This window comes from Planomicrobium sp. YIM 101495, assembly GCF_009707665.1.
Classification (GTDB): Bacteria; Bacillota; Bacilli; order Bacillales_A; family Planococcaceae; genus Planococcus.
This window is the reverse complement of the sequence record NZ_WLZW01000001.1, coordinates 37,202-62,053: the sequence shown is the minus strand read 5'-3', so window position 1 is coordinate 62,053 and position 24,852 is coordinate 37,202. Positions and strand designations below refer to the sequence as shown.

Below are 24,852 nucleotides of genomic sequence, written 5' to 3'. Positions count from 1 at the left end.
CGATTACTGACGGCTTTCGAACTCGGACGTAATATCCGTGAACGTTCCTACGTACCGAACCACTTCTCCTGTATCGTCCTGGACGGCACTGATATTCAACCACTGCAAATATTCTTCGCCGTTTTTCCGGACGTTCCAAATTTCCCCTTGCCACATACCTTGCCCTTTTATTTCTTTCCACATGTTCTGGTAAAACTCTTTCGACTGTCTTCCTGATTTCATCATGCTCGGGTTTTGGCCGAGGACATCATCGATATCGAAGCCAGTCAATTTTGTGAATGCTGGATTGACGGTCTTGATCCGACCGGAAACGTCTGTCACTAAAATCCCTTGGCCGGTCGAGTTGAATACTTCACCCGCAAGCTGCAGACGGTCTTGGTAATACATCCAGACGACAAGCACGAAACTCGCCAATGCCACTTGGGACAGCAACATGAACCCAATCGAATACTGTCCAGTCAACGAGAAGATAATCGACAGCATAATCGGCGGGAAGAACCCTCCGAGCCCACCCATCATCGAGACAATCCCGTTGACGATTCCTGCTTGTTTATTGAAGTAGAATGGCACCAGTTTGAAAATAACACCGTTCCCGATTCCTGCGCTGATCGCGATGGCAAGACTTCCTGCTGTGTACAAACCGATCGACGGTGAGAAAGCCAGGACAATCGCTGCAATCGTGTAGATCAAGAACGTGCCCATCATCAGCACTAACGGCTGCAATTTATCACCGAGCCAGCCACCGACCGGACGCAAGAATGTCGCGAGTGCGATGAATCCGGCTGTCCGCATGCCGGCGTCGACTTTCTCTAATCCGTAGTTGCTGACAAGGAAGTTCGGCAAATAGATCGTGAATGCGACAAACGAGCCAAACGTGATGAAGTAGAACAAAGAGAAAAACCAAAGCTTTTCATTTTTGTAGACGCCTTTGATCTGCTCAAAAATAGGGGTTTTCACTTTCTCTTCATGACGGTCACCGAAGAAAAAGTTCAGCAAGGCGAACAACACGAGCAAGATCAGGAATAGCTTGATCGTTGCAGACCAACCGATTTGCGTCGCAATCAGCGGTGCACTGAATGTCGTGATGGCGGTCCCGATATTCCCTGCCCCGTATATTCCGTTGACGAGGCCGTGCTTTTCTTTCGGATAATACTTCGGCAAGGACGTTACGCCGACAGAAAATACCGCTCCCCCGATTCCCAGGAAGAGGCCTCCGATGATCAAATCATTGAACGTGGAAGCCTCACTCAAATAGAACACCGGGAAAAAAAGCAGGATGAAGCTGACAAGAAAAATGATTCGTGCACCGAAGACGTTTGCGTAATAACCGAGCGGGATCCGAAGAATCGATCCGAGCACGACAGGTACAGCGGTGACGATGGCCAGTCTCTCTGGCGGAATCGCAATATCTTCACTGATGAATGGGATCAGCGAAGAAATGATGACCCACACCATGAAACCGACGACCAAGTTCATCGTTTGAAGCGGTAATTGCACTTTCTTAATCATCCAAATCACCTTTTCCGTAAAATTTTCTTTACGATTTCAGTTATTGATTCCCTGCCTTCATTTTATCCTTTCGACACAACCTTTTTAATAAGGGAGTCCCCTCACCATGCAAGGGGAATCCCTTAAACATGCGATCCGTCAGCCATTTTTCCAGCTTCCGCTAAAAGAACGCGCAAAAAAGCCGCTTCACAAGGAAGCGGCTCCATCAACTTACGTAATGAGGGTATTCATTTTTTCGTACAAGGCATCTTGATCTGCGGCTTTCATCAATTTCTCTGCCATCGGGAACAACACAGTCTCTTCTTTGACGAAATGAATCGTCAGCACCTCAAATGCTTCGCCAGCATCCTTTGCAACTGCACTCAGATCCTCCAATGACATCAAGTCGATGTTATCCCGCGTGTGATGGAAAAAGTGCCCGATATAGCCGTCAATTTCCTGGTGCTCTTCCTGAATTCCGACAAGTGGTCCTTGCTCGAAGCCGATGTAAGTCCCTAATACCGGGAAGAAATGCTCTTCTTCTTTGTCAGTATGATTCTTCAGCGGTTCGATGAATTCAAAGAGCTTTTGGCGCAGCGTCTTCAGTTTGATGCGCCCTTCCTCCAACGTCATATCGTCGTTTTCGAATTCGAGAACGATTGCGTGCCATTCATCCATCAAGCAGGACAAATAGCGATGTTCGTTTTCCAGCAGACGCATGCCGGGTTCCGTGAATCGGAGCTCTGTCTGTTTCACCATTTCGGATCTCCTTTCCTGCATTAGAAGTTCAATAGCTTTTTCTTCAAGGCGTATTCGACGATTTCCGGGCGGCTCTTCAATTCCAGCTTCTCCATAATCTTCGCTTTATGGGCTTCGACCGTCTTGACGGAGATGAACAGCTTCTGGGCGATTTCCTTGTTGCCGTATCCTTTCGCAATCAGCGGCAACACTTCGATCTCCCGTTTCGTCAGCAGCTCGAATGGATCCGCGTTCTTCTGGCTGGAGTCCTTGCTGATGAATTCTCGGACCAAGGACGTCGCCATCTTCGGATGTATGTAAGTCCCTCCGCTATGGATTGTCCGGACTGCCAGCAGCAATTCCTCATCCGGCGCGTTCTTCAGCATGTAGCCGGATGCGCCGTTCTTGAGTACATGGAACAAATATTCCTCATCGTCATGCATCGTCAAAATCAGGATCTTCGTCTCCGGAAAATCTTCTTTGATCTTGCCGGTCGCAATCAAACCGCTTTCTCCTGGAGGCATGCTCAAGTCCAACAACAAAATATCAGGCTGGTGCTTCGATACCATCTGGTACGCTTCGATGCCATCTGCAGCCAGGCCGATCACTTCCATATCCTCTTGATAGTTCAAGATCATCGAAAAACCACTTCTGACAATCGCATGATCGTCCGCGATAACAATTTTCATGTTCTCTCCGCCCTCACTTTCCCATTGGAACGCGTAAGTGCACAGTCGTCCCTTTCGTCGGCTGTGAAAAAATACCGACATGGCCATCCACGAGCTCTGCCCGTTCTTTCATGCCATAAAGGCCAAGTCCGGTTCCGAGCGGCTCCATGCCCATCATAAAACCCTCCCCCTCATCACGGACGATCAATTGCACAGCATTGTCGCGTTCGAATAAATAGACGTTCACTTCCTCCACGCCCGCATACTTGATCGCATTCAGCACCGCCTCCTGGCAGACGCGGTAAAAGACCGTTTCGATTTCGTTACTGTAACGCCTCTTTTCAATATCCGACTTGAATTCGATGGTAATGCCGAAGCTTTCCTCGGTCCGCTTGAAATGCGAACGAAACGCCGCTTCCAGTCCGAAATCATCAAGTGCCGCGGGACGCAGTTCAACAGATAAGTTCCGGATATCATCGAGCAGACGGGTCAACGTCATTTTCGTTTCGTCGGTCTTGTTCAAGATCTCCTGGCTCGCGGTAATATACTTCAATGCACGCAGTTCGATGACTGCGCTCAACAATTCCTGTGCGACACTGTCATGCAGTTCACGCGAAATCCGTTTCCGTTCGCTTTCCTGCGCTTCGATGACATGCTTCATCATCAAGTTCTGATGCAGTTTCTTCTGTGTTTCGAATTGAGGCGTCAAATCCCGTAGCATGAAGACACGAATGCCTTGCTCCGGATCGATCGTATGGAACGTCGCCGCATACGGTATGACGCCTTTTCCTTCTGTATCCAAATAGACTTGAAAAGAAGCGAATTCCGTTGGTTTGGTACTGTTTAAATAGCAATCAAGACACGTCTGAAGATCTGTGCTGCTCGTGTAGCCCCGACATGCTTTACAAATCGCATCATCGGCGCCTTCTCTCAGCTGTTTACGTACGGCCGGATCGACGATTTTTTCCGCTGCAGGATTCATCGAAATCGATTTCCCGTCACGGTCGAAGAAAAAAATGGCTTCTGTACTGTTTTCAAACAGCTTCGTCATCAAATCTATTTTCAGGTCGTTGTTTGCTGACATCAACTCAGCATCAAATCCTTCCCGTTCAAATTTCCGATCCCTTTGTCAGCAGCTCTCCATAATAGCTCCAGTTCTTCATCCGTCATCTTGTGCGTATCCCTGAAGCCCGCCAGTAGAACGCCGGCAACTCTGCCATTATGCCATAGAGGCACCGCACCGATACTCCTCAATTTCTCGAACGTTACGATCGGGTAATTGAACAGGCCTGTCGGATCTTCGAAGCCCGATACATTTTTGATCAGCAACGGCTTGCCTGTCTTGTAGACGATTCCAGCGATGCCTTTCCCGGATTTCAAAACGACTTTCTTGAAGCGGTCATTCAAATTCCCAGCCCCGTATTTCCATTTCAGGACATATTGGTTTTCTGCAGGCTCAACAAGCGCAATGGCCACGAAGTCATACTGTGCAGCGGAGCGTAGTTGTTCGATCTGTGTTTGGTAATCCGCATAATTCCTCATTAAGATATCTCCTAAGTGAAAATAAAAAGAGGGGACCCCCTCTTTTCATTTCGTATGTTTATGTCTTCTGTATAGAATATAACTTCTCCCAGCATAATTCAATGGGACACTCCATACGTGGACTAAGCGAGTGAATGGCCACAAGGCGAAAATAGCGAAGGCAGTCAATACGTGCAATTGGAACGTCAACGGGACATTCGACATGAGCGCAGGGTTCGGGTTCAAGTAGAACAAGCCCCTGAACCAGACCGAGATTGTCGTCCGGTAGTCAAAATCCGGAACCACTGCATTTGTAATGAATGTCGCATACACTCCGATGAAAACGATGAACAACAAAATCGAATTGACGGCGAGATCCGAGAACGAACTCAACTGGCGCACGTTCTTCTTGGAGAAACGGCGGAATGTCAAAATGAACATCCCTACTAACGTGACGACTCCGAAGAATCCACCGATATAGACTGCACCGATATGGTACAGATGGTCATTGACTCCGATTGCCTGCATCCACGATTTTGGGATACCAAGGCCCCCGATATGACCGAAGACGACCGGAATGATTCCGAGGTGGAACAAGAGACTGCCGATCATCAGCTGTTTCTTCTCGATAAATTCACTGGATTTTGCAGTCCAATGGAATTTATCCGTGCGGTATCTGTAAATGTGCCCGAATATGAACAGTGCGATGCAAATATAGGGGAAAATCACCCATAAGAATTGATTAACTATGTCCATTGGCCTGAACCTCCCGTTCAACGCAAGCCTTGAACGTTTCACGCAGCCCTTTCACTAAGTGATAGTAAGGGCTTCCATGCTTCTCGAGTGAATTCAACAAATGAAACGTGCCATCTTCTAGTACCGCGACGAGCATGCTGAAGCTTTGCGGAGCCCGGGGATCCCCGAGCCACTCAGCTGCGTAAAGAAATTCGCAGATGAGCGGAAGGAAATCCGACAGTTCCGAGTCCGGCATTTCGAGTCCGAACATTTCATACAGAACTTTTAATTTCGCGAGCATCTGCCCGCGTTCTTTCGCGTCTTCGAACTTGAAATACGTCATGAAAAGCGTACTATCTTTCTGGAAATCGAATGTGCTTGTGTACATCTCCTGGATTTCATCCAAGCTGTACTCGTGCATCAATGACCAGTAAGTTTGGACATGCTCATATGCAGGATGTCCCTCTTCAAAATGGTCTTCGATCAATTGCGGGTGAAAATCCAGCTTTTCCGGGTAAGTCAGATGATAGGAGAAAAACCCGAAAGAGTGTTTATGGTCATATAGTTTCTCCAAATTAATCACGCCAGATCCCCCCGTAGAAATTCTCTTCATATATTTCTTTTCCTGATTTCAATGCTGTGCCTGTCGGACTCGGACTTGCTGGTCCACAGCCGTCACATGCACCTCCGGAATCATCACCCCAGCCGCCCATGCCGCTGCTGTCATAGCCTTCCATTCCTTGTGCACGGTAAGGGTTAACACGGTTCTCACGGTGCGTGCTCGGGATGACGAAACGGTCTTCGTATTTGGCGATTGCCAGTAGACGGTACATTTTCTCCGTCTGGTGCGGCGTCATACCGATGCGGTCGAGTCGGCTGTTGTCGAATTCCTTGCCTGATGACAATGCACGCATGTATGAACGCATCATCGCCATTCGCTGCAAGGATTTCTTGACAGTTTCCGTATCGCCAGCCGTCAGCATGTTCGCCAAATACTGAATTGGCGTACGCATTTCTTCGATCGCCGGAAAAATCATATCCGGGTTCTTGATCGAATCTTTCCCTTCGAAATAGTTCATGATCGGGCTAAGAGGCGGCACATACCAGACCATCGGCAATGTGCGGTATTCCGGGTGCAACGGGAATGCCAGCTGGTGCTCGATTGCAAGCTTGTAGACCGGTGAATTTTGTGCAGCTTCAATCCAGTCTTCTGTGATGCCATCTTTTCGTGCTTGCTCGATCATTTCCGGATCGAATGGATCGATGAACAAATCACATTGTGCCTGGTACAAGTCTTTCTCGTCTGGCGTCGATGCTACTTCCAGTACACGGTCCGCATCGTATAACAAGACACCAAGGTAACGGATTCGGCCCGTACACGTTTCCGAACAGACCGTCGGAAGGCCTGACTCGATTCTTGGGAAGCAGAATGTACATTTCTCCGCTTTGTTCGTCTGCCAGTTGAAGTACACTTTCTTATACGGACAGCCGGTCATACAGTAACGCCAGCCGCGGCATGCTTCTTGGTCGACTAAAACAATGCCGTCTTCTTCACGCTTGTAGATCGCGCCTGATGGACATGATGCGACACAGCTTGGATTCAAGCAGTGTTCACAAAGACGCGGCAAATAAATCATGAACGATTTCTCGAAATTGAATTTGATTTCCTCTTCGATTTTCTGGATGTTCGGGTCAAGTGGACCAGTGATGTGAGCACCGGCCAAGTCATCTTCCCAGTTCGGGCCCCATTCCAGATCCATCTTCTCTCCTGTTACTGCCGAGTGGGCACGTGCTACTGGCGAGTGCTCCGTTTCTCCGACATTCGTCAAATGCTCGTAGTTATACGTCCACGGCTCGTAGTAGTCTTTCATTTCTGGCATATCCGGGTTGTAGAAGATTTTTCCGAGTGCGATTTTCGACAATTTGTTCCCTGACTTCAGCTCCAGCTTCCCTTTGCGGAGATGCCAGCCGCCTTTATACAGCTCCTGATCTTCCCAACGCTTCGGATAGCCAATGCCCGGCTTCGTCTCCACGTTGTTGAACCACATGTACTCTGCGCCTTTCCGGTTGGTCCAAGTGGTCTTACAGGTGACACTGCACGTATGACAGCCGATGCATTTATCCAAGTTCATCACCATCGCTACTTGCGCTTTAATCTTCAAGCCAGTCAACCTCCTTCTTCTTCCTTACAGCGACATATTCATCCCGCTGATTCCCGATCGGGCCGTAGTAATTGAATCCGTAGCTCAGCTGTGCGTAACCACCGACCATTTGCGTCGGCTTCAAGTGGATGCGCGTCGGAGCATTGTGACTGCCGCCTCGCGTATCTGTGATTTCCGATCCTGGTACGTTGATATGCTTATCCTGGGCATGGTACATAAACATCGTGCCGCGTGGCATCCGGTGACTGACGACAGCACGTGCTGCAACGACACCGTTCCGGTTGTACACTTCCAGCCAGTCGTTGTCATTGATGTCATGGTCTGCTGCATCATCGTTGTTGATCCACACGGTTGGTCCACCGCGGAACAGCGTCAGCATGTGTTGGTTATCCTGATACGTCGAGTGGATGTTCCACTTGCCGTGAGGCGTCAAGTAACGCAATACCAGTGAATCCACGCCGCCTTTAATTTCCTTATCGTTCGGGCCGAACACCATCGGCGGCAATGTCGGCTTGTACACCGGCAACGCTTCACCAAACTGCTGGAAAATCTCATGGTCGATATAGAAGTGCTGCCTTCCCGTCAATGTCCGGAAAGGCACGAGCCGCTCAATGTTTGTCGTGAATGGTGAATAACGACGTCCCATCTTATTGGAGCCCGAGAATACCGGTGTCGGGATAACTTCACGCGGTTGGACAGTAATGCTCTGGAACGTGATTTTCTCCGCTGCACGGTCTGCAGAGATATCCTTCAGCTCAACACCCGTATCTTTTTCCGCTTCAGCGTATGCTTTTTGCGAAACGCGGCCGTTAGTTGCAGAAGACAAGTTCAGCATGGCATCTGCCACTTGGCGTGCTGTCTGGATTTTCGGTAAGCCGTTCTTGATTGATTCATCGAAGAACGTTCCGTTGATTTGTTTCAATTCCTCATACTCATCTGCTACTGAGAAGCTGACGCCGTGTGCGCCGGTCTTGCCGACAACCAAGTTTGGTCCGAGCGAGATGTATTTATCGTGGATCTTCGTATAATCACGCTCGACGATACTGAAGTTCGGCATTGTTTTGCCTGGCTCCGCTTCGATTTCCCCTTTTGTCCAATCCTTGACGAGCCCCATCGGTTGTGAAATTTCACTCACCGTGTCATGAGCAAGCGGAGTGATGACGACATCTTTGTAGACGCCTGGTAATTCCGTCCGTGCCATTTCCGAGAACTTCTCAGCTAGCTTGCTGTAGATGTCCCAGTCGGAGCGGGATTCCCAAAGTGGGTTGACCGCTGGATTGAACGGGTGGACGAATGGGTGCATATCCGTCGAAGACAAGTCCGTCTTCTCGTACCAAGTAGCTGCTGGTAAGACGATGTCTGCATAAAGCGGTGTCGATGTCATCCGGAAATCAAGTGCAACCATGAGATCCAGTTTCCCTTCGACATCATCGCGCCAGACAATTTCTTCAGGTTTGGCATCCGTGTTCGGCTCTGCCAATAGTCCGCTTGATGTGCCAAGCAAGTGTTTCATGAAGTATTCCTGACCTTTTGCTGAACTCGAGATTAAGTTCGAACGCCAGATGAATAGTGAGCGTGGGAAGTTTTCCGGTGCACCCGGATCTTCCACAGCGAATTTCGTCTCACGAGACGTCACTTGCTCCACTGCATGATCAATGATTTCCTTATTCGTTTTCTTGCCTTCTCGTGAAGCTTCTTCCGCGAACAATAAGCTGTTCTTATCGAACTGTGGATAAGAGGGCAGCCAGCCGAGACGTGCAGCGAGCACGTTATAATCCGCTGGGTGCTGATAAGCGACTTCCCCGCTCGTCGGTGATTTCAAGCTGTCTGTTCCAGCTTCTTCATAACGCCATTGCTCTGTCGCGAAATAGAAGAACGATGTCGCGTTTTGAAGGCGAGCAGGTCCTTGCCAGTCTTTCGCGAATGCGATTGTTGACCAGCCTTCAATCGGACGGCATTTTTCCTGTCCGACGTAGTGCGCCCATCCACCGCCGTTGACACCTTGTGAAGCCGTCAAGACAACGAGGTTCAAAATCGCGCGGTAAATCGTGTCACTGTTGAACCAGTGGTTGATTCCCGCTCCCATGATGATCATCGAACGGCCGCCTGTATCAAGCGAGTTTTGCGCGAATTCGCGTGCAATCTGCGTAACGACAGACGCTTTTACCGATGTCACGCCTTCTTGCCAAGCAGGTGTGTAATGAGATGATGCATCGTCGTAGCCTTTGGCATTGTACGGGCTGTCCGTCCGTGCGACGCCGTACTGACTCATCATCAAGTCGTAAACTGTCGCCGCATAACGCTCTGTGCCGTCCGCCAATGTGATTTTCTTCGCCGGAATCGTCCGTTTGAACGTCCCGTTCCCTTTGTTATCGAAATACGGGAAGACGATATCCAGCCATTCTTCTCCGTGTCCTTCGACGGACAATGCCGGCTCCACTTTCGTGCCATCTTCGTTTTCAAGAATCAAGTTCCATTTCTTATCTTCTTCCCAACGTTGTCCCATAGTGCCGTTCGGGACTTTTAAAGCGTCGATTGCTTCATCGAAAATGACCGGCTTCCAGTCCGAGTGCTGTGACGCATCACCGAGGTCGCTTGCGCGAAGGAAACGTCCGCCTTTCATGGAATCTTCATGCGGATCAAGCAAAATCATAAATGGCATATCCGTATATTGCTTCGCATAATCGATGAACATCGGTTCTTTTCGCTGCTGGTAAAACTCGTCCAGGATAACGTGTGTCATCGCCTGTGCGAGTGCTGCGTCCGTCCCTGGGTGCGGTGCAAGCCAGTTGTCCGCAAACTTAACGTTCTCTGCGAAATCCGGTGCGACGGAAACGACTTTCGTTCCTTTGTAGCGAACTTCCGTCATGAAGTGCGCATCCGGCGTCCGCGTTAACGGAACGTTCGAGCCCCACATCATCAAGTAACCGGCGTTGTACCAGTCCGATGATTCCGGAACGTCCGTCTGCTCTCCCCAAATCTGCGGAGAAGCTGGCGGAAGATCCGCGTACCAATCGTAGAAGCTCAACATTTGTCCACCAAGCAAGGAAATGAAACGTGCGCCTGATGCATAGCTGATCATCGACATCGCAGGAATTGGTGTGAAGCCGGCGATCCGGTCCGGCCCATACTTCTGGATTGTATAAATCAGCTGAGCCGCGATCAGTTCGAGCGCATCCTCCCAGTTGACTCGGACGTGTCCGCCTTTCCCACGAGCCGATTTGTAGAACTGTGCTTTCTCCGGGTCTTCCACAATGCTTGCCCACGCTACCACTGGATTCGGATGCGCTTGTCGCGCTGCCTTCCATAAGCGCCATAGTCGGCCACGCATGTATGGGTACTTCACGCGAAGCGGGCTGTACTCATACCAAGAAAATGTTGCCCCGCGCGGACAACCGCGCGGTTCGAATTCCGGCATATCCGGGCCGCAGGAAGGGTAGTCGATCTGCTGGTTCTCCCAAGTGATGATGCCGTTCTTGACGAATACTTTCCAACTACAGGATCCTGTACAGTTGACCCCGTGTGTCGTGCGGACTACTTTGTCGTGAGACCATCTTTGGCGATACATGTTCTCCCAATCCCGATTCTTCTCTTCAAGGATGGACCAGCTGCCTGAATAGCTCTCTACCGGTTTAAAGAAATTAAAACCATATCTTTTTTTCATCGCGAACAACCACTCCTTTTCAGAATGAACGATATTGAAGGGAATCAATGACATCTCATTCGTATAGTTCCATTATGGAATTACGTCCGTTCAGTTCACATTAGGGAATGTCCTATTCAACTTCTGAAAAACCCTTGTTGCTGCCTGATTCAAAACAAAAAAACCCTCGCACCATGGAGATTGGCATGATGCGAGGGATTCCTTATGTGCGTTGCTGTTCCGTCATTTGTCCTTTTTCGATCCGGATCACACGATCAGCGAGCGTCTCCGCGTCGGCCTTCCGGTGCGTCACGAAAATCACGGGGATCTGCCAAACCTCGTGAATACGAAGCAGTTCTCCTTGGCAGCGACTCCGCGTCTCGTCGTCCAGTGCGGAAAACGGTTCGTCCAATAACAGGATGTCCGGCTTCGCTGCGAGCGCCCGCGCCAGTGCGACACGCTGCTTTTCCCCGCCGGAAATTTGGTGCGGGTATTTCTGGAGCAACGCGTTAATTCCGAGCAGTTCCGTCAATTCCTTCACATGTGTTAAATCCGCTTTACGAGACAAGCCGCTCAAGATGTTCCGCTCCACGTTCCAGTGCGGGAACAGTGCGTAGTCCTGAAACAAATACCCCACATTGCGCTTCTGGATTTTCAAAGGTTTTTGCCCGTCTTTATAAAAATGTTTGCTGCCTAAGGAAATCTCTCCTTGATCCGGCTGATTGATGCCGGCGAGACAATTGAGCAAGGTCGTTTTCCCTGATCCCGACGAGCCGATCAATGCTAATATTTCTTGCCGAAGTTCAAATTCTACAGTCAGTTCGAAGTGTTCCAGCCGCTTCTTGAAATCCACGTGTAACATCCCTTACTCCCTCCCCAGCCTGACGGAATTTTTCCGCCGCCAATAATTCAGCCACGAAATGCCTGCCAGCCCGAGTGAAGAAATAATCAGCACCCAAAACGCCGCTTTTCCCATCTGTCCGGCTTCATATGCAAAGTAGATGGCGAGTGGTACCGTTTCTGTCTGTCCTGGGATATAGCCTGCAATCATCAACGTGGCACCGAACTCTCCGATTCCTCGTGCGAACGATAAGATCAATCCCGCAAAAATACCTGGCCATGCGAGTGGAAATGTGATGGTTCTAAAAATCCGCCACTCCGACAATCCCATCGTCCGGGCGACATTTTCCCAGCGCGGGTCCACTTGCTCAAACGCTGCGAGTGTGCTTTGGTACATCAGTGGTACCGACACGACGAACGAAGCGATGACCGCTCCGCCCCACGTGAACACGACGCGTACACCAAACCATTGCTCCAACAAGCTACCGAGTGGGCCGTTCACGCCGAACAAGTAAATCAAGCCGAAGCCGATGACCGTCGGCGGCAATACGAGAGGTAATAAAATGAGTGATTCGACGAAACTTTTCCCGAAGAACTCCTTCTTTGCCATGAACCGTGCAAGAAGCAAGCACGTGATGAAGACGAAAAACGTCGAAATGCCCGCAACTTTTAATGAAAGGAAAAATGGGGATACATCGTACGGCATCAGTCATCCTCTCCTTCATTAGAAGCGAAGCCGAAGTCCTCCAGCAGCTGTCTTCCGTGTTCACTCGTCAAAAACGTCAGGAACGCTTCAGCTGCTTTACTCTTTTTTGTTTCAGCTAATATGCCTGCTGGATAGACAATCTGTTCATTGCCTACCGGGATATCGATGACGGTATCAAGTCTGTCGGAACCGATGGCATCGGATGCATAAAGAATCCCCATGCCGGCATTGCCGCTTTCGAGGTAGCTCAGCACTTGCCGTGCGTCTTTCGCATAAATCATCCGTCCATCGAGACTTTCCCATATGCCGAGTTGCTCTAGTGATTGCTTCGTATAAAATCCGAGCGGCACACTTTCCGGTTCGCCGATCGCGATTATGTCTTCAGAATTTTTAATTTGGGAGGAAAGTTCAACTCCCTCGTCAATTGGTCCAGAAGATGCCAAAACGAGACGGTTCGCTGCAAAGCTTTGGACTGACCCGTCCTTCATGGCCCCTTCTTCCTCCAGTATCTTCATATCTTGAGCGCTCGCCGATAAGAACACATCGACTGGAGCACCTTGTTGAATCTGGTTCCGCAATTTGCTCGATGAGCCGAAGTTGAACACGAGGTCCACTTCTGGATGTTTCCGCTCGAATTCCGTTTCCACCTGCTGCATCACGTCCGTCAAACTGGAAGCTGAAGAGATGAACAGCTCATCGCTAGAATCCGCAGAAGTCTTGTCGCATGACGACAGCAACAACACCGCCGAACAGAATACGATCAACTTTCTCATAAACCCTCATCCCCTTTCCCGCCGAACGTTATGTATTTCCATATGCGTTACTTAAATGATGGACTTTTAAGCCGTTTTCACCTATCAGGGAATTCCCTGTTTCGGTTAAGGAATGTTCCTAGCCCAGAAATTCACGATAATCTGCGTGCTATACTGAAAAAAAAACGAGAGGATGATCGACTATGCCATCAGGTCCATCACTACGCCAACTCCATGCACACCACGCAATCCATCAAGGAGGATTAACAGGAGCCATTACGAAAACACAGGAAATGGAAGACTTGCTGCGGGCGAAGGAATTCGAAGTCGCACGACAGGCAGCTGATCACTTAGTAGAATATTGGGAAACACGTGTCATCAGCCACGCTGACTCTGAAGAAGACGGCTTTTACCGGGAAATGCTTCAACAAGACCCAACACTGGAAGAAGCAGTTGTGAAATTGACACGCGACCACGATTTGCTTCGAATTATTGTAGCGGACATTAAAGAAATGCTTGTCGAGGAAAGTTTAACATATGAAGTGATGCAGCAATTCCATGCGTTGCTTGTCGTCAACGCGATACATAGCCGTGATGAGGAACGCATGCTGCTTGAGGAGCCGTCGAAATGACCCGGCTTCATGGGGAAACGCACGAGTCGATCGGCAGAAATGACCCATGTCACTGTGGCAGCGGCAAGAAGTTCAAGAAATGCTGTGAAAAGAATGTAGCCCAGGAGCAGCTGATGCAAGAACAGAACACTGCGCTACAGAAAGTTCTTCAAGCATTTTTCAAGAATCACCCGCGTCCTTCGGAACAAAAGGAATTACTTGCATGGAAAGATAAGACGGAAAACCTTCTTGTCCCACTTTACGGAGAGGAAAAATCCGGTGGAATCATCGGGGATACGTTTTTCTTCTCGGAGCACGTCGATGTTTGGAATGACTTCATCAAGCAACAAGTCGCACGTGAAGAACGCACACAAATCCAGCGCGTGCTCAGCTCTTGGATAGATCCCGTTTTTCTTATCGGGGAAATCCTTTCGATTACGAACTACCGTGCAGAGATGCGCGATCTTCTCTCCGAAAAAGTTTATGAAATCGACGTCAACGAATCGTTTCCAGTCGACAACGGGAATCTTGCGCTCGGGTTTTATTTACCAGATGCGCGCATGAACGACCGTTTCCTAATGACGCTTAACAGTATCACGGTGACGGTTGAGACGAAGACAGAAACAATCGGCAAACTAAAAGACATGTACAGCACTTCCGAAACGACTTCATCGCAGGAATTTTACCGCCGCAACTTAATACCGATTTATCAAATGTTCAGCAGCGGAATCCGCAGTAGACACGAAGTTCCAGAAGATGTCTTGGAAACGGTCCGGTCGCTCGAACTGTTCATGATCGAACACGACTTGAAAAGTGATGAGCTGATCGAAACATTCTTCCATCACATCGAGCCGCTTCCGTCCGTTCCTGAAGCGGCAATAGCTGGAGCAATCCAGTTCAGCATCGAACAGAACCTCTTGCAGTTCGGCTGGTCACTCCAACAGTTGGCAGAACAGTTCGAAGTCGAGCAGGAAGCCATCCAGGATTTCGCAGATACTTTACGCATATTTTATGATGAGGTGATCGCCGGACAGGAGAAAGAAGCTGCATATGCGTTCGAAGTCGGTACCAATCCGAAAACGAATGAGCTGCAGAACTGGCAGCTGTTCATGCATTTGAAGAATGCGGCAATTACAAGCGAGTCTGCACTGAAACGCCAAATGGAATACTATCATGCGAAACCATACGAACCGAAGTCTGATGCTGAAAAAGCGCAGTTAACGGCGTATGAACTATACGCTATGAACCGTGATGATCGAGACAGCGACCGTATCAAAGCAATTCAGCAGCTCGCTCCCCAACTGACGGACGGATTCTTGCTTTCTGCTGAAGCCGAGACGGACTTCATGGAAAAAGAAGCACTTCTGAAAGAAGCGATTCGACACGGGCAAGCCTATTACGAAAAAGAAATGGATATACCTTGGCTCTACATCGCGAATCGGCCATATTTACGTGCAATTTTCTTGCTTGGTGTCCATTACTGGGCACAAAGAGAGCATCAGCAAGCATTCGCTGAGTTCCAAAAGCTTCTGCAACTTAACCCTGGCGATCATCAAGGCGCTCGTTACTTGGCTATTTCATCACTGATTGTGCTCGGGAAATTCGAAGAAGCCGAAAGCTTAATCGCGCATTACGAAGACGCTTACGCTGACAATGCATTTTATTCCTGGTTCAAGTGGCTCATCCAACGAGAGCAGGATCTCCACTCACGTGCTACGCAGGAATTATACGAGGAAGCGGTCGAGCAAAATCCATACGTCAAAAAGTATGTAGAAAGACGGCTGGATGTATTGCCGTATCCGCTTTCTGCCATCATTACGCCACGTTCACCCGAAGAAGCTCGTTTGATCTGGTCGTTTTTAGCACCTGCTTTGATGAAAAATTAAACCAGCCAAAAAACGGCCGCTGAAGATTAATCTACTTCAGCGGCCGTGCTATTTTGACTCCTAGCTATTGATCGAATTTGTTTGGCGGTCATCCTTTGCCGTATCGAAATTCCCTTCACCTACACGTCTTCGGATTTCCTCTTCCCTCAACTTCTGGCCGATTGGACCGGTCGGCAAATCACTTGCGCCTTGCTCTACTTCCACCCGTTCCACACGTGCAAAGCCTGCATTAGTCCTTCTACCGATTGCTTCCCGCTCCGTCCGGCTCGTATACTGTTCTTCTGGCTTGTTTTCAATTGGCACCTCAGATTCCTCCCTCACTTTTACGTTACAAATGCCCGTTTTCAGCAGTTACTAAACAAGTTCTTCAACCGACCGAATGATCACTTCCGAAGAAGTTCCGGAACATTTGAATGGTCGTATCGCGGTTCATCGAAGAAATCGAAGTCGTCAGCGGAATCCCTTTCGGACAAGATTCCACACAGTTCTGCGCCATGCCGCAAAGCTGGATACCGCCAGGTCCCATTAGCAAGTTCAGCCGCTCATCGCGATTCATCGACCCGGTCGGATGTGCATTCATCAAACGCACTTGAGAAATCGGTGCTGCGCCGATAAAGTCCGATTTGTCATTGACATTCGGACAAGCTTCCAAACAAACTCCACATGTCATACACTTCGCCAATTCATATGCCCACTGCCGTTTTCGTTCAGGCATCCTTGGACCTTCCCCTAACTCATACGTACCATCGATTGGAATCCATGCTTTCAATCGCTTCAATGTATCGAACATTGTACTGCGGTCGACGATTAAGTCACGGACAACTGGGAACGTCTTCATTGGCTGCAGGCGGATCGGCTGCTCAAGCTGGTCGACAAGTGCCGTGCATGATTGGCGTGCTTTGCCGTTGATTACCATCGAACAAGCCCCACAAACTTCCTCGAGGCAATTCATATCCCACGCGACCGGCGTCGTCATCTTCCCTTCCACATTGATTGGGTTCCGGCGAATCTCCATCAAGGCAGATATGACGTTCATATTTTGCCTGTACGGCAGTTCAAACTTCTCAAAATATGGCTTATCTTCCGGCCGATCTCTTCGTTCAATTTCCAATTTGACTGTTTTAGCGCTGCTTCCCATCCCTTTCCCCCTCCCGTTTAGATCGATTCATTCTATTCTCCAAAAGTATAGCATAAATTTTCTGATAATTAAAACATGGAAATCTGGAGAAAAAGAGAAAACTTGAGCTGAATCAAGGTTTTTTCTGTTTTTTTGTTGTATTCTGAATATAGATGGTATAACGAATAAAAAGGAGGAGTTTTTCATGGAAGAAAAGAAATACCCTGCTTATGATTGGTTCAAGGATGTCGACCGGATGATCAACGAAGGACTCGGCAGCGGTTCTGTGAAGCCCGAATACTCGGATGCCCACTTAAGGTTGAAGGAAAAGGAACTGTGGATGCGCAAAGAATTAAGAGAGAAATTAGATAAGAATAAAAGCGTTAAGCAATAATTGCTTTCGCTGTACGAAAAAAGGCTGACCGCTTATCGTAGCGGCCAGCCTTTTCATTTGCTTGTCTCTTATTTGCGGATTGTTTTCAATGCAGTCGCCCAAGGGATGACCTGGTCCAACATTTGGTTAACGGAATCAGCTTGGACTGGAGCTGCTTTCAATTCTGCACCATTTTCGAAATCCGTGAACAGTGAAAGTGCCGGATGAACACGTACATCCGCAACTTGCAGCTCTCCAAGGATGCCGCGCAAGTGTTCTGCTGCACGCGCGCCGCCTACTGAACCGTAAGAAACGATTCCGGCTGCTTTATTGCCCCACTCATCGCGCAGATAGTCGAGTGCGTTTTTCAATGAAGCTGAGATGGAGTGGTTGTACTCCTGAACGACGAAGACAAAGCCGTCCTGTGCTGCTACTGCTTCTGACCAGCCGGCTGCGCCCGAAGCATCTCCGCCGTTTTCGCCCAGCAATGGCAATTTATAATCAGCGATGTCGATGATCGTGTAGTTCGCATCTCCACGCTTGTCAGCTAACTCTTTTACCCAGTTCCCTACTTGTGGGCTCAAACGTCCCTCACGTGTCGATCCTAAGACAATACCGATATTCATTTTTTCCATTGTTATTTCCTCCTCATGTTGTGGTGCTTGCTTGCCGAATAATTTATCGAGCAATCCCATTTCATTCTTCCTCCTTCAATGCAAAACCATAAATCTCGGATTCGAGGTATATGGTTAAAAAAATAAAAGATTTATTTATCTTTGATTCGAGATAAATATAACACAGGTAATTGAAAGAGTCAACCTTTTGATTTCGAACTTGTTTTCACATCTGGAAAACAATCAAAAACCGCACCGTATCACTTCTGCAAGTGATGCGGTACGGAAAGATCTTAAATGACGCCCATGAAGATGGAAATGACTAACAATACAATGCTGAATCCCCACATGATCAATAACGAATAGCGGATGTGACGGCCCATTTCGAGGCCTGCCAGTCCGAGTGCCAGCCAAAGTGCCGGTGAGAATGGACTAACGAACGTTCCGATGATGTTACCGATGATCATCGCGTAAGCTGTGGACAATGAAGCGACTCCAGCAGTTGCTGCAACTTGTTCAACAATCGGGAACAATGCAAAGTAATACGCATCGGTGCTCAACAGTAAATCGAATGGAACACCGAAGAACCCAATGATTAAGTGAAGGTAAGGAATAACGAATGCCGGTAAAATCGTCACCAGATCGGTAGCGATCGAATCAAGCATCAACGTGCCATTCAAAATTCCAAGGAATGAGCCGGCTGCCAGGATGATGGCGGCCATAAGCAAAGCGTTCGGAGCATGATCTTTGATTCGCTCCATCTGGTCTTTCATATTCGGATAATTCAGCGGTAATGCAACACTGACACCAATCATGAACGTGAAACCGGCAGGAACGATGCCCCAGACAAGTACACCGATGACAGCAAGTGCCAAAAGCGTATTTAGCCATAATAGTTTCGGTCTGCGAAGAGCAGCCGCTTTCATAGAAGCCGCATCCTGTGCTCCATCAACTGGAGCTGCAGCGTCTTCGAATAGCTTTTCATTGAAGTCTCCTCGTTTGGCAATCAACCGTTTTTCACGGATGGCAAGTAAGACTGCGAGCCCTACAAGCAAGACAAGACCGATGATCTGCACCTTGATCAGTGGACGCCAAAGTTCAGTGACCTCCATTCCCAGGACAGCAGCAGTTCGCCCAAGTGGACCTGCCCATGGCAGCATATTCATGATACTCGCGGACGTACCGACGAGCAGCAGCAACAGATACGGATTCATTTTCAACCGTTTATAAAGCGGCAGTAAAGCCGGAATCGTAATAAGGAAAGTAGAAGCGCCTGAGCCATCCAATTGTGCGACAGCAGCGATTAAAACTGTGCCGACTGCGACAGCGATGACATTTCCTTTTGACACTTCAATCATTTTATTGATCAGCGGATCGAACAACCCCACATCCTGCATGATGCCAAAGAAAAGAATGGCAAAGATGAACATAATGACGACACTCATTACATCACTGATGCCATCATTAAAGAATACGCCGATTTCAGCAAAACTGAAGCCTGCCACAAACGCTGCCACGATCGGAACGAGCACTAGTGCAACGATTGGCGTGATTTTATTGCTGATCAAAAGGGCGACAATTGCGACAATTGTCAGCAAACCGATAATACTTAACATAATCTTTCCCCCTAATGTAAAAAAATAAACTGAAGGAAAAGGCGATGAAAACGCATACAATCTATGCGGTTCATGAAAAAAACCTTCCCCGTTAAATGATAGATTTCAATTTAACATGAAAGGATTTGGGAAATAAGCTTATTCAATTTAACGAACTAATGGTTTTTCTGCTCTTTTTGTTCATTTTGTCCATGGGATGTAACGGCGTTCCGGCCGGCCGATTTCTCCGTAATTCAATTGGGCTTTCGCTTCGCCTGCTGCTACGAGGTGCTCCAAATAACGGCGGGCTGTCGAGCGGCTGACTCCGACCGCCTTCCCCATCTCCATTGCATTAATACCACCTTCCCCTGCCTCCTGCAAAGTGGCGATAACGTCTTGAAGTGTCAGACGATCGATTCCTTTCGGCAGTGCTTCCGGATATTCATCAGTGGTTCTTCCTGCTTTCCGGACGCCGATGAGCCGATCAATTTCAGCTTGCTCCAACGTTTTTCTTGATGTGAACAGGTTCTTCTGTTCACGAAAGCGGAGCAGCGCCGATTCGATTCTGCCGAAATCGGGCGGTTTAACGATGTAATCGAAGACTCCGCCGTTCAGTGCTTCTGCGACTGTTGCGGTTTCGTTCGCTGCTGACAATATGATGATGCCTATCTGCTTGGACTTGCCACGGATTTCCCAAAGCAATTGGAGGCCGTGCCGATCCGGGATAAAGACATCGAGCAACACCAAATCAGGAAGCGTTGCCTTTTCGAGAAAAGCCAACGCTTCCTGCCCTGTCTTGGCAATAGCGGCTACATAGAACCCCTCTACTTGTTCCACGAGCTGCTGGTTGATTTCCGCTACCCGGAAATCATCTTCAATTATTAGTACGTGCAATTCTTTCAACGTCATTTACTTCCCTCCTTCGGCATGGAAACTACAAAGCATGCCCCGCCAAGGTCACTTTCTTCCACATATACAGCCCCGCCGGCTCGCAGCACGAGCTGTTTCACCGTACTTAAGCCATAGCCACGGTCAACTCCTTGCTTCGACGAAAAGCCTTGCTCGAACAGATGGCTTTCTTCACCACCCGAGAAGCCTTTTCCGGAATCATCAATCTCCAAAATTATCTCTTCGCCGATATCAGTGAAATAGAGCGAAATGAAACGTTGGTCGGTCGGCTGTTCTTTCACCGATTCAATAGCGTTATCCACCAAGTTCCCGATCGCTGAAAGCAGTGCATCCCGCTGAACGTCAGACAAAGGAAATTCAAGCCGACTGTCGGGATCGATTGTCAACTCGATTTGCTGTTCACTCGCCTGATTGATCTTCCCGATCAGAATTCCGCTGACGAGAAGATCTGCCACTTTATCGATCAAGCGCCGGATCCACTCCTGCTGCGTATCTTGCTCCATCTGGATGAAATCGTACACTTCCTGTTTTTTGTCCAAATACAGAAGTCCCGAGATAGTATAAAGTTTATTTGAAAATTCATGGGTCTGTGCCCTCAGTGCATTGGCGTATTGTTTAACTTGTGACAATTCCTTGGTCAGTTGTTCAATTTCATCTTTGTTGCGGAATGTCGAAACTGCTCCGACGAGCGCACCTTCATAATAAATCGGACGTGAATTTACATACACTTCTTTATTGCCATACACTTTCTCCTGATTGTCCATACTCTTTTTTGTCTTCAGGATTTCCACCAAATCCGAATTCGGCAACACTTCGCGAATCGGTTTTCCGATCAACGATACTTCTGAAGATCTGTCCAACAACAGCAGACTTTGTGCTCTTTCATTCAATAACGTAATTTCGCCCTTGTCGTTGACCGCGATGATTCCTTCGAGCGTCGATTGCAGAATCGTTTCTCTTTGGAATAAAAGATGGGAAATTTCTTCGGGTTCGAGGCCATACAAAATCCGTTTGATGTAATTTGCGATTCCGATCGCCATTAAAAGTGCAGCAAGGCCTACGACTGCGAGTGTCAGCCAAATTTCCTGGCTATAATCGCCGATTAGTTCCTGGATATCTTCTGCAAGAAAACCGACAGATACCACGCCGATCACTTCGCCGTCTGAACGAATCGGGACTTTTGCCCGCAGCGACCGGCCGAGTGATCCAGCTGCTTCTGAAACGTAGGATTCACCATTAAGAAGCGCACGTTCATTATCTTCCCCGACCATCCGCTCACCGATCTGCTCAGGGTTGGGATGGGAATACCGGATCTGCTCCCGATTACCCACGACGATAAATTCAGCACGGGTTGCCTCCAAGACCGGTGCAACAAGCGGTTGAATAACCGACGATGGGTCTTCTTCATCAAAAGCTGCTCCGATATCGGGATTAAGTGCGATGCTTTCAGCTACACCCAATGCCTGCTCACCCAGCTGGCTCTCGAGCGTGTCCGTCAAAAAATAATGCAGGAAAAGACCGATAACAAAAACAGTGGAGATGACTAGAAAGCCGATCAGGCCGATCATCCGCATTTTCAAATTCAAGCGGCTGCGCGAAGGCACAAATGGCTTTTTTTCATGAAACTTCCGAAGTCGATCCATACAGCTTCCCCTCTCAACCCATTCCTATTTGTCCTTTTGTCATCATACCATATCGCTCTTTATCCCTTTGACTGACAGAAGTGCTTCAATACATAAGAAAACCTGCGCTCAAAATGAAGTTCATTTTGAACGCAGGTGATTGTTACAGTGCAGCTTTCACCACTTTGCGGTAATAACCGACCGTCAGGAACGCGAACATCAGATAGATCAGTGTATAGGCCGCGAGCGCGATGATTGTCGGCACCGCGATGTCCGTCTGGAAGAAATACGATGCGACGTTGATGGCGAACAGCGAATGGACAAGGCCAACTATGAGGGGCAGTCCGAAGACGAAAAGCTGTTTGCGGATGATGCCGCGCATGATTTCGCCCACTGAGAACCCGAGCTGGCGGAGAGTTTCGTAGCTCTTCTTCTCCTGCTCCGCTTCTGTCATCTGCTTGAAGTACAGGATGCTGCCCGTCGAGATGAGGAAAACAAGTCCAAGGAACCCGGCGATGAAAATCAGCATCCCGTTCGCCTGAAGCGCTTCCTGATAGGAGGAATAATAATCGACGTGCGGCCCTCTCGACGTGTATTTCCCCTGCTGATAGATCGCCGAAGCCGCTGCCACCTGTTCTTCGTCCGTGATATGGAAGCCGTCGATCCGCTGAAGAGCGACGTCTTCTCCGGCAAGGGAAGCCTTCAATTGGCTGTAAGTCGCTTCATCCACGACAAGCTGCGAAGTGAACGACGACCAATTGATGACATTGCCATCTCCGACTTCAGTGACTGAAACCGCCGTCTCGTTGTCGTCATTGAAATGGATATTGACCGGCAGGGAAACTGCATCGATGAACAGAGACGCGGAAGAAGTCGTGTGGAAACTCGCAGTTCCTGAAGCAGGTGCATCTATATCGATGCCCGCTTGGCGGAGGGCTTCGTCACTGACGACTGACAGACGCATGTCGTATGGGGAACTCGATACAGGCAATGCCCCGTTCTCGAACCCTCCGACCGCTACGACCGTCTCCATGATGCCACGTTCGTACGCGATGCCGCTCTCTTCAAGCTCCCGGCTGATCTCATCCGCTCCCGCCGCATCGTCTTCGAACATGAAGTCGAACGGCATCATCGCCCCAGTTTCTTTTTCGGTTGCATAATAATAGGAGTATGACACGGCAATCATCGTCAACGTCATGGCGGACAGGATCGTAATGGCTGTCAATGAATTGGCGTTGCCTTTCATCCGGTGCATGAGCGGCGCCAGCGATAAGCTGTTCACAAGGCCCAGATGGCCGTCATGGCGTTTCCTGATTTTGTAGAGCACCCAGCTGATCGTCACCCGGAAAATCAGGTACGTTCCCGGAATGATCGCCGCCAGCACGAGGAACATATTCAGAAACAGCTGTTCGTTCAGCATTTGCGTGGACAGCCAGTAAGAGAAGCCGATCAGGCCGGCCCCAAGCAATGCAAGGACGGCCGATTTGGCTGTGGACGGCTGCTTCGGATGCTCCCCTTTTTTCTGTGACGAAAACAATGCCAGTAGCGAACTTCGGTAGACGGTGAAAACCATCTGGATAGTCGTCAGGAGGAAAATGACGAAAAACAGCGCAATCGTCTGGATGATCGCAGTTGCGGAGAACGTCAATTCGATGATCGTCTCAAGTCCGATCAATTTGAGGAGCAGCAGCAGGAAGACACGTGACACAAGAAGGCCGACTGCAATCCCGATGACGAGAGCCCCGGCTCCCAGCAGCAGGTTTTCTGCCGCCAGTATCTTTGCAACCGTGTTCTTTTGGAGTCCGATCAACTGGAAGAGGCCGATTTCCTGGCTTCTCCGTGTCAGGAAAATCGCGTTCGCATACACGACGAAGATCCCCGCAATCAACAGCACAAGCACGCCTGCAATCTGGAACGAAGTCGTCATGGAATTGCCGCCCTGCTCCACAATGACAGGTGTATGCTGGAGCGTCGCAAAGACGAAATACATCACGACGCTCGAAATCAATGCGAAGAAATACAGATAATACAGTTTAAGGTTTTTCCGCATGCTGCGGAGGACAAGGTCAAAGAGCGTCAACGCTGTCACCTCCGAGCACGGCCTGGACATTGAGGATCTCCTGGAAGAATGCCTGGCGTGTCTTTGCTCCTTTGTATAGCTCTGAATAGATCTGGCCATCTTTCAGGAAGGCCACACGGCTGCAATAACTCGACGCGAGCGGATCGTGTGTGACCATCATGATCGTCACGCTGCGCTGTTCGTTGACGTCCGCCAGATTGCCGAGAAGCGAGGAAGCCGATTTCGAATCGAGCGCGCCTGTCGGCTCGTCCGCAAATACCATGGACGGCTGATTGATGAGTGCGCGTGCAGCGGCTGTGCGCTGTTTCTGGCCGCCGGAGATTTCATGCGGATATTTGTCCGCAAGCTCCGTAATGCCGAGGCTGTCCGCGATCGTCTGGAATTCGTCCTCCGCCTTCTTGTTGCCGCGCTTTCCGAGGGTTACGGGAAGAAGGATATTTTCTTTCACTGTCAATGTATCAAGCAGGTTGTAATCCTGGAAAATGAAGCCGAGCTGGCTGCGCCGGAACGCCGCCATTTTCGCATCGCGCATTTTTGAAATGTCCGAGCCGCCGATCAGGATCGTTCCTTCCGTCGCGCGGTCGATGGTGGCAAGCACATTGAGCAGTGTCGTCTTGCCGGACCCCGACGGACCCATGATGCCGATGAACTCCCCTTCCTCCACACGCAGATCGATCCCTTTCAGCACCTGCTGGACGTTGCTTCTCGTACCAAATGATTTGCGCACGTTCTGTGCATGCAAAGCCGTCGTTTCCTGCGCCTTCATTTTTCTCATCATGATTGCCTCCCTGT

At 49.1% G+C, this 24,852-nt stretch carries 23 protein-coding genes; 3 read left to right on the top strand and 20 right to left on the bottom strand.

The annotated features are described in order from the left end of the window. Positions 1–3 precede the first annotated feature (3 nt). The 12 genes from GIW82_RS00410 to modA all read right to left on the bottom strand — a co-directional run bounded on the left by GIW82_RS00410 (position 4) and on the right by modA (position 13,274). A complete protein-coding gene (locus GIW82_RS00410) occupies positions 4–1,509 on the bottom strand; it encodes a nitrate/nitrite transporter (protein WP_154747968.1) in 1,506 nt (501 codons plus the stop codon). Between the two features lie 210 nt (positions 1,510–1,719). Further along, positions 1,720–2,247, bottom strand: coding sequence for a hemerythrin domain-containing protein (locus GIW82_RS00405; protein ID WP_154747967.1), 528 nt, complete (start codon positions 2,245–2,247; stop codon positions 1,720–1,722). Positions 2,248–2,267: 20 nt separating this feature from the next. Next, positions 2,268–2,915, bottom strand: a complete 648-nt coding sequence (locus tag GIW82_RS00400) for a response regulator transcription factor (RefSeq protein ID WP_154747966.1) — start codon at positions 2,913–2,915, stop codon at positions 2,268–2,270. Between the two features lie 13 nt (positions 2,916–2,928). After that, positions 2,929–3,978, bottom strand: a complete 1,050-nt coding sequence (locus GIW82_RS00395) for a sensor histidine kinase (protein ID WP_154747965.1) — start codon at positions 3,976–3,978, stop codon at positions 2,929–2,931. Beyond that, the gene (locus GIW82_RS00390; protein WP_154747964.1) at positions 3,978–4,436 is read right to left on the bottom strand and encodes a GAF domain-containing protein; all 459 of its coding nucleotides are present in this window, start codon (positions 4,434–4,436) and stop codon (positions 3,978–3,980) included. Before GIW82_RS00390 ends, GIW82_RS00395 begins: the two co-directional genes overlap by 1 nt. 45 nt (positions 4,437–4,481) lie before the next feature. Then, complete coding sequence (gene narI, locus GIW82_RS00385) at positions 4,482–5,171, bottom strand: respiratory nitrate reductase subunit gamma (RefSeq protein ID WP_154747963.1); 690 nt, start codon at positions 5,169–5,171, stop codon at positions 4,482–4,484. Continuing rightward, positions 5,158–5,733: a nitrate reductase molybdenum cofactor assembly chaperone gene (narJ, locus tag GIW82_RS00380; protein WP_370455937.1), complete on the bottom strand. Its 576-nt coding sequence runs from the start codon at positions 5,731–5,733 to the stop codon at positions 5,158–5,160. The genes narI and narJ overlap by 14 nt, the downstream gene beginning before the upstream one ends. Next, positions 5,726–7,312 (bottom strand): nitrate reductase subunit beta, encoded by a 1,587-nt coding sequence (gene narH, locus GIW82_RS00375; protein WP_154747961.1) that lies wholly within the window; start codon positions 7,310–7,312, stop codon positions 5,726–5,728. Before narH ends, narJ begins: the two co-directional genes overlap by 8 nt. After that, on the bottom strand, positions 7,302–10,976 hold the full coding sequence (locus GIW82_RS00370) for a nitrate reductase subunit alpha (RefSeq protein WP_154747960.1): 3,675 nt from the start codon (positions 10,974–10,976) through the stop codon (positions 7,302–7,304). Before GIW82_RS00370 ends, narH begins: the two co-directional genes overlap by 11 nt. A gap of 202 nt (positions 10,977–11,178) precedes the next feature. Then, positions 11,179–11,817, bottom strand: a complete 639-nt coding sequence (locus GIW82_RS00365) for an ATP-binding cassette domain-containing protein (RefSeq protein WP_154747959.1) — start codon at positions 11,815–11,817, stop codon at positions 11,179–11,181. Positions 11,818–11,820: 3 nt separating this feature from the next. Then, positions 11,821–12,501 (bottom strand): molybdate ABC transporter permease subunit, encoded by a 681-nt coding sequence (gene modB / locus GIW82_RS00360; RefSeq protein ID WP_195913907.1) that lies wholly within the window; start codon positions 12,499–12,501, stop codon positions 11,821–11,823. Continuing rightward, complete coding sequence (gene modA / locus GIW82_RS00355; RefSeq protein WP_154747957.1) at positions 12,501–13,274, bottom strand: molybdate ABC transporter substrate-binding protein; 774 nt, start codon at positions 13,272–13,274, stop codon at positions 12,501–12,503. Before modA ends, modB begins: the two co-directional genes overlap by 1 nt. Before the next feature lie 182 nt (positions 13,275–13,456). On the opposite strand from modA, the gene GIW82_RS00350 reads away from it, so the two are divergent. Next, positions 13,457–13,885 carry a hypothetical protein gene (locus tag GIW82_RS00350; protein WP_154747956.1) on the top strand — a complete coding sequence of 143 codons (429 nt, stop codon included), beginning with the start codon at positions 13,457–13,459 and terminating at the stop codon, positions 13,883–13,885. Beyond that, entirely contained in the window at positions 13,882–15,750 is a 1,869-nt protein-coding gene (locus tag GIW82_RS00345; RefSeq protein WP_154747955.1) for an SEC-C metal-binding domain-containing protein, read from the top strand. The genes GIW82_RS00350 and GIW82_RS00345 overlap by 4 nt, the downstream gene beginning before the upstream one ends. 60 nt (positions 15,751–15,810) lie before the next feature. Here the strand turns inward: GIW82_RS00345 and GIW82_RS00340 are convergent, their stop codons facing one another. Together GIW82_RS00340 and sdhB are read right to left on the bottom strand one after the other, a co-directional pair. After that, a complete protein-coding gene (locus tag GIW82_RS00340; RefSeq protein WP_370455936.1) occupies positions 15,811–16,053 on the bottom strand; it encodes a hypothetical protein in 243 nt (80 codons plus the stop codon). A gap of 64 nt (positions 16,054–16,117) precedes the next feature. After that, positions 16,118–16,888, bottom strand: a complete 771-nt coding sequence (sdhB, locus tag GIW82_RS00335; RefSeq protein ID WP_154747953.1) for a succinate dehydrogenase iron-sulfur subunit — start codon at positions 16,886–16,888, stop codon at positions 16,118–16,120. A 184-nt stretch (positions 16,889–17,072) separates the two neighbouring features. Between sdhB and GIW82_RS00330 the strand changes: the two genes are divergently transcribed. Continuing rightward, complete coding sequence (locus tag GIW82_RS00330; RefSeq protein WP_154747952.1) at positions 17,073–17,261, top strand: hypothetical protein; 189 nt, start codon at positions 17,073–17,075, stop codon at positions 17,259–17,261. A gap of 68 nt (positions 17,262–17,329) precedes the next feature. Here GIW82_RS00330 and GIW82_RS00325 read toward each other — a convergent pair whose 3' ends face one another. From GIW82_RS00325 to GIW82_RS00300, 6 genes are all read right to left on the bottom strand, one after another. After that, positions 17,330–17,935 (bottom strand): NADPH-dependent FMN reductase, encoded by a 606-nt coding sequence (locus tag GIW82_RS00325; protein ID WP_195913906.1) that lies wholly within the window; start codon positions 17,933–17,935, stop codon positions 17,330–17,332. Positions 17,936–18,147: 212 nt separating this feature from the next. Next, positions 18,148–19,470, bottom strand: coding sequence for a CitMHS family transporter (locus GIW82_RS00320; protein ID WP_154747950.1), 1,323 nt, complete (start codon positions 19,468–19,470; stop codon positions 18,148–18,150). 180 nt (positions 19,471–19,650) lie between these two features. Continuing rightward, the gene (locus GIW82_RS00315; protein ID WP_154747949.1) at positions 19,651–20,358 is read right to left on the bottom strand and encodes a response regulator; all 708 of its coding nucleotides are present in this window, start codon (positions 20,356–20,358) and stop codon (positions 19,651–19,653) included. Continuing rightward, complete coding sequence (locus GIW82_RS00310) at positions 20,355–21,944, bottom strand: ATP-binding protein (RefSeq protein WP_230309121.1); 1,590 nt, start codon at positions 21,942–21,944, stop codon at positions 20,355–20,357. Before GIW82_RS00310 ends, GIW82_RS00315 begins: the two co-directional genes overlap by 4 nt. Positions 21,945–22,143: 199 nt before the next feature. Beyond that, entirely contained in the window at positions 22,144–24,060 is a 1,917-nt protein-coding gene (locus GIW82_RS00305; RefSeq protein ID WP_154749529.1) for an FtsX-like permease family protein, read from the bottom strand. Further along, positions 24,047–24,838 (bottom strand): ABC transporter ATP-binding protein, encoded by a 792-nt coding sequence (locus GIW82_RS00300; RefSeq protein ID WP_370455934.1) that lies wholly within the window; start codon positions 24,836–24,838, stop codon positions 24,047–24,049. The genes GIW82_RS00305 and GIW82_RS00300 overlap by 14 nt, the downstream gene beginning before the upstream one ends. Between the last annotated feature and the right edge of the window lie 14 nt (positions 24,839–24,852).

Excerpts from the sequence above, each read along its gene's own strand:
- GIW82_RS00410 (WP_154747968.1), bottom strand. The coding sequence starts at position 1,509 with ATGATTAAGAAAGTGCAATTACCGCTTCAAACGATGAACTTGGTCGTC.
- GIW82_RS00405 (WP_154747967.1), bottom strand. The coding sequence starts at position 2,247 with ATGGTGAAACAGACAGAGCTCCGATTCACGGAACCCGGCATGCGTCTG.
- GIW82_RS00400 (WP_154747966.1), bottom strand. The coding sequence starts at position 2,915 with ATGAAAATTGTTATCGCGGACGATCATGCGATTGTCAGAAGTGGTTTT.
- GIW82_RS00395 (WP_154747965.1), bottom strand. The coding sequence starts at position 3,978 with ATGTCAGCAAACAACGACCTGAAAATAGATTTGATGACGAAGCTGTTT.
- GIW82_RS00390 (WP_154747964.1), bottom strand. The coding sequence starts at position 4,436 with ATGAGGAATTATGCGGATTACCAAACACAGATCGAACAACTACGCTCC.
- narI (WP_154747963.1), bottom strand. The coding sequence starts at position 5,171 with ATGGACATAGTTAATCAATTCTTATGGGTGATTTTCCCCTATATTTGC.
- GIW82_RS00370 (WP_154747960.1), bottom strand. The coding sequence starts at position 10,976 with ATGAAAAAAAGATATGGTTTTAATTTCTTTAAACCGGTAGAGAGCTAT.
- GIW82_RS00365 (WP_154747959.1), bottom strand. The coding sequence starts at position 11,817 with ATGTTACACGTGGATTTCAAGAAGCGGCTGGAACACTTCGAACTGACT.
- modB (WP_195913907.1), bottom strand. The coding sequence starts at position 12,501 with ATGCCGTACGATGTATCCCCATTTTTCCTTTCATTAAAAGTTGCGGGC.
- modA (WP_154747957.1), bottom strand. The coding sequence starts at position 13,274 with ATGAGAAAGTTGATCGTATTCTGTTCGGCGGTGTTGTTGCTGTCGTCA.
- GIW82_RS00350 (WP_154747956.1), top strand. The coding sequence starts at position 13,457 with ATGCCATCAGGTCCATCACTACGCCAACTCCATGCACACCACGCAATC.
- GIW82_RS00345 (WP_154747955.1), top strand. The coding sequence starts at position 13,882 with ATGACCCGGCTTCATGGGGAAACGCACGAGTCGATCGGCAGAAATGAC.
- sdhB (WP_154747953.1), bottom strand. The coding sequence starts at position 16,888 with ATGGGAAGCAGCGCTAAAACAGTCAAATTGGAAATTGAACGAAGAGAT.
- GIW82_RS00330 (WP_154747952.1), top strand. The coding sequence starts at position 17,073 with ATGGAAGAAAAGAAATACCCTGCTTATGATTGGTTCAAGGATGTCGAC.
- GIW82_RS00325 (WP_195913906.1), bottom strand. The coding sequence starts at position 17,935 with ATGGGATTGCTCGATAAATTATTCGGCAAGCAAGCACCACAACATGAG.
- GIW82_RS00320 (WP_154747950.1), bottom strand. The coding sequence starts at position 19,470 with ATGTTAAGTATTATCGGTTTGCTGACAATTGTCGCAATTGTCGCCCTT.
- GIW82_RS00315 (WP_154747949.1), bottom strand. The coding sequence starts at position 20,358 with ATGACGTTGAAAGAATTGCACGTACTAATAATTGAAGATGATTTCCGG.
- GIW82_RS00300 (WP_370455934.1), bottom strand. The coding sequence starts at position 24,838 with ATGATGAGAAAAATGAAGGCGCAGGAAACGACGGCTTTGCATGCACAG.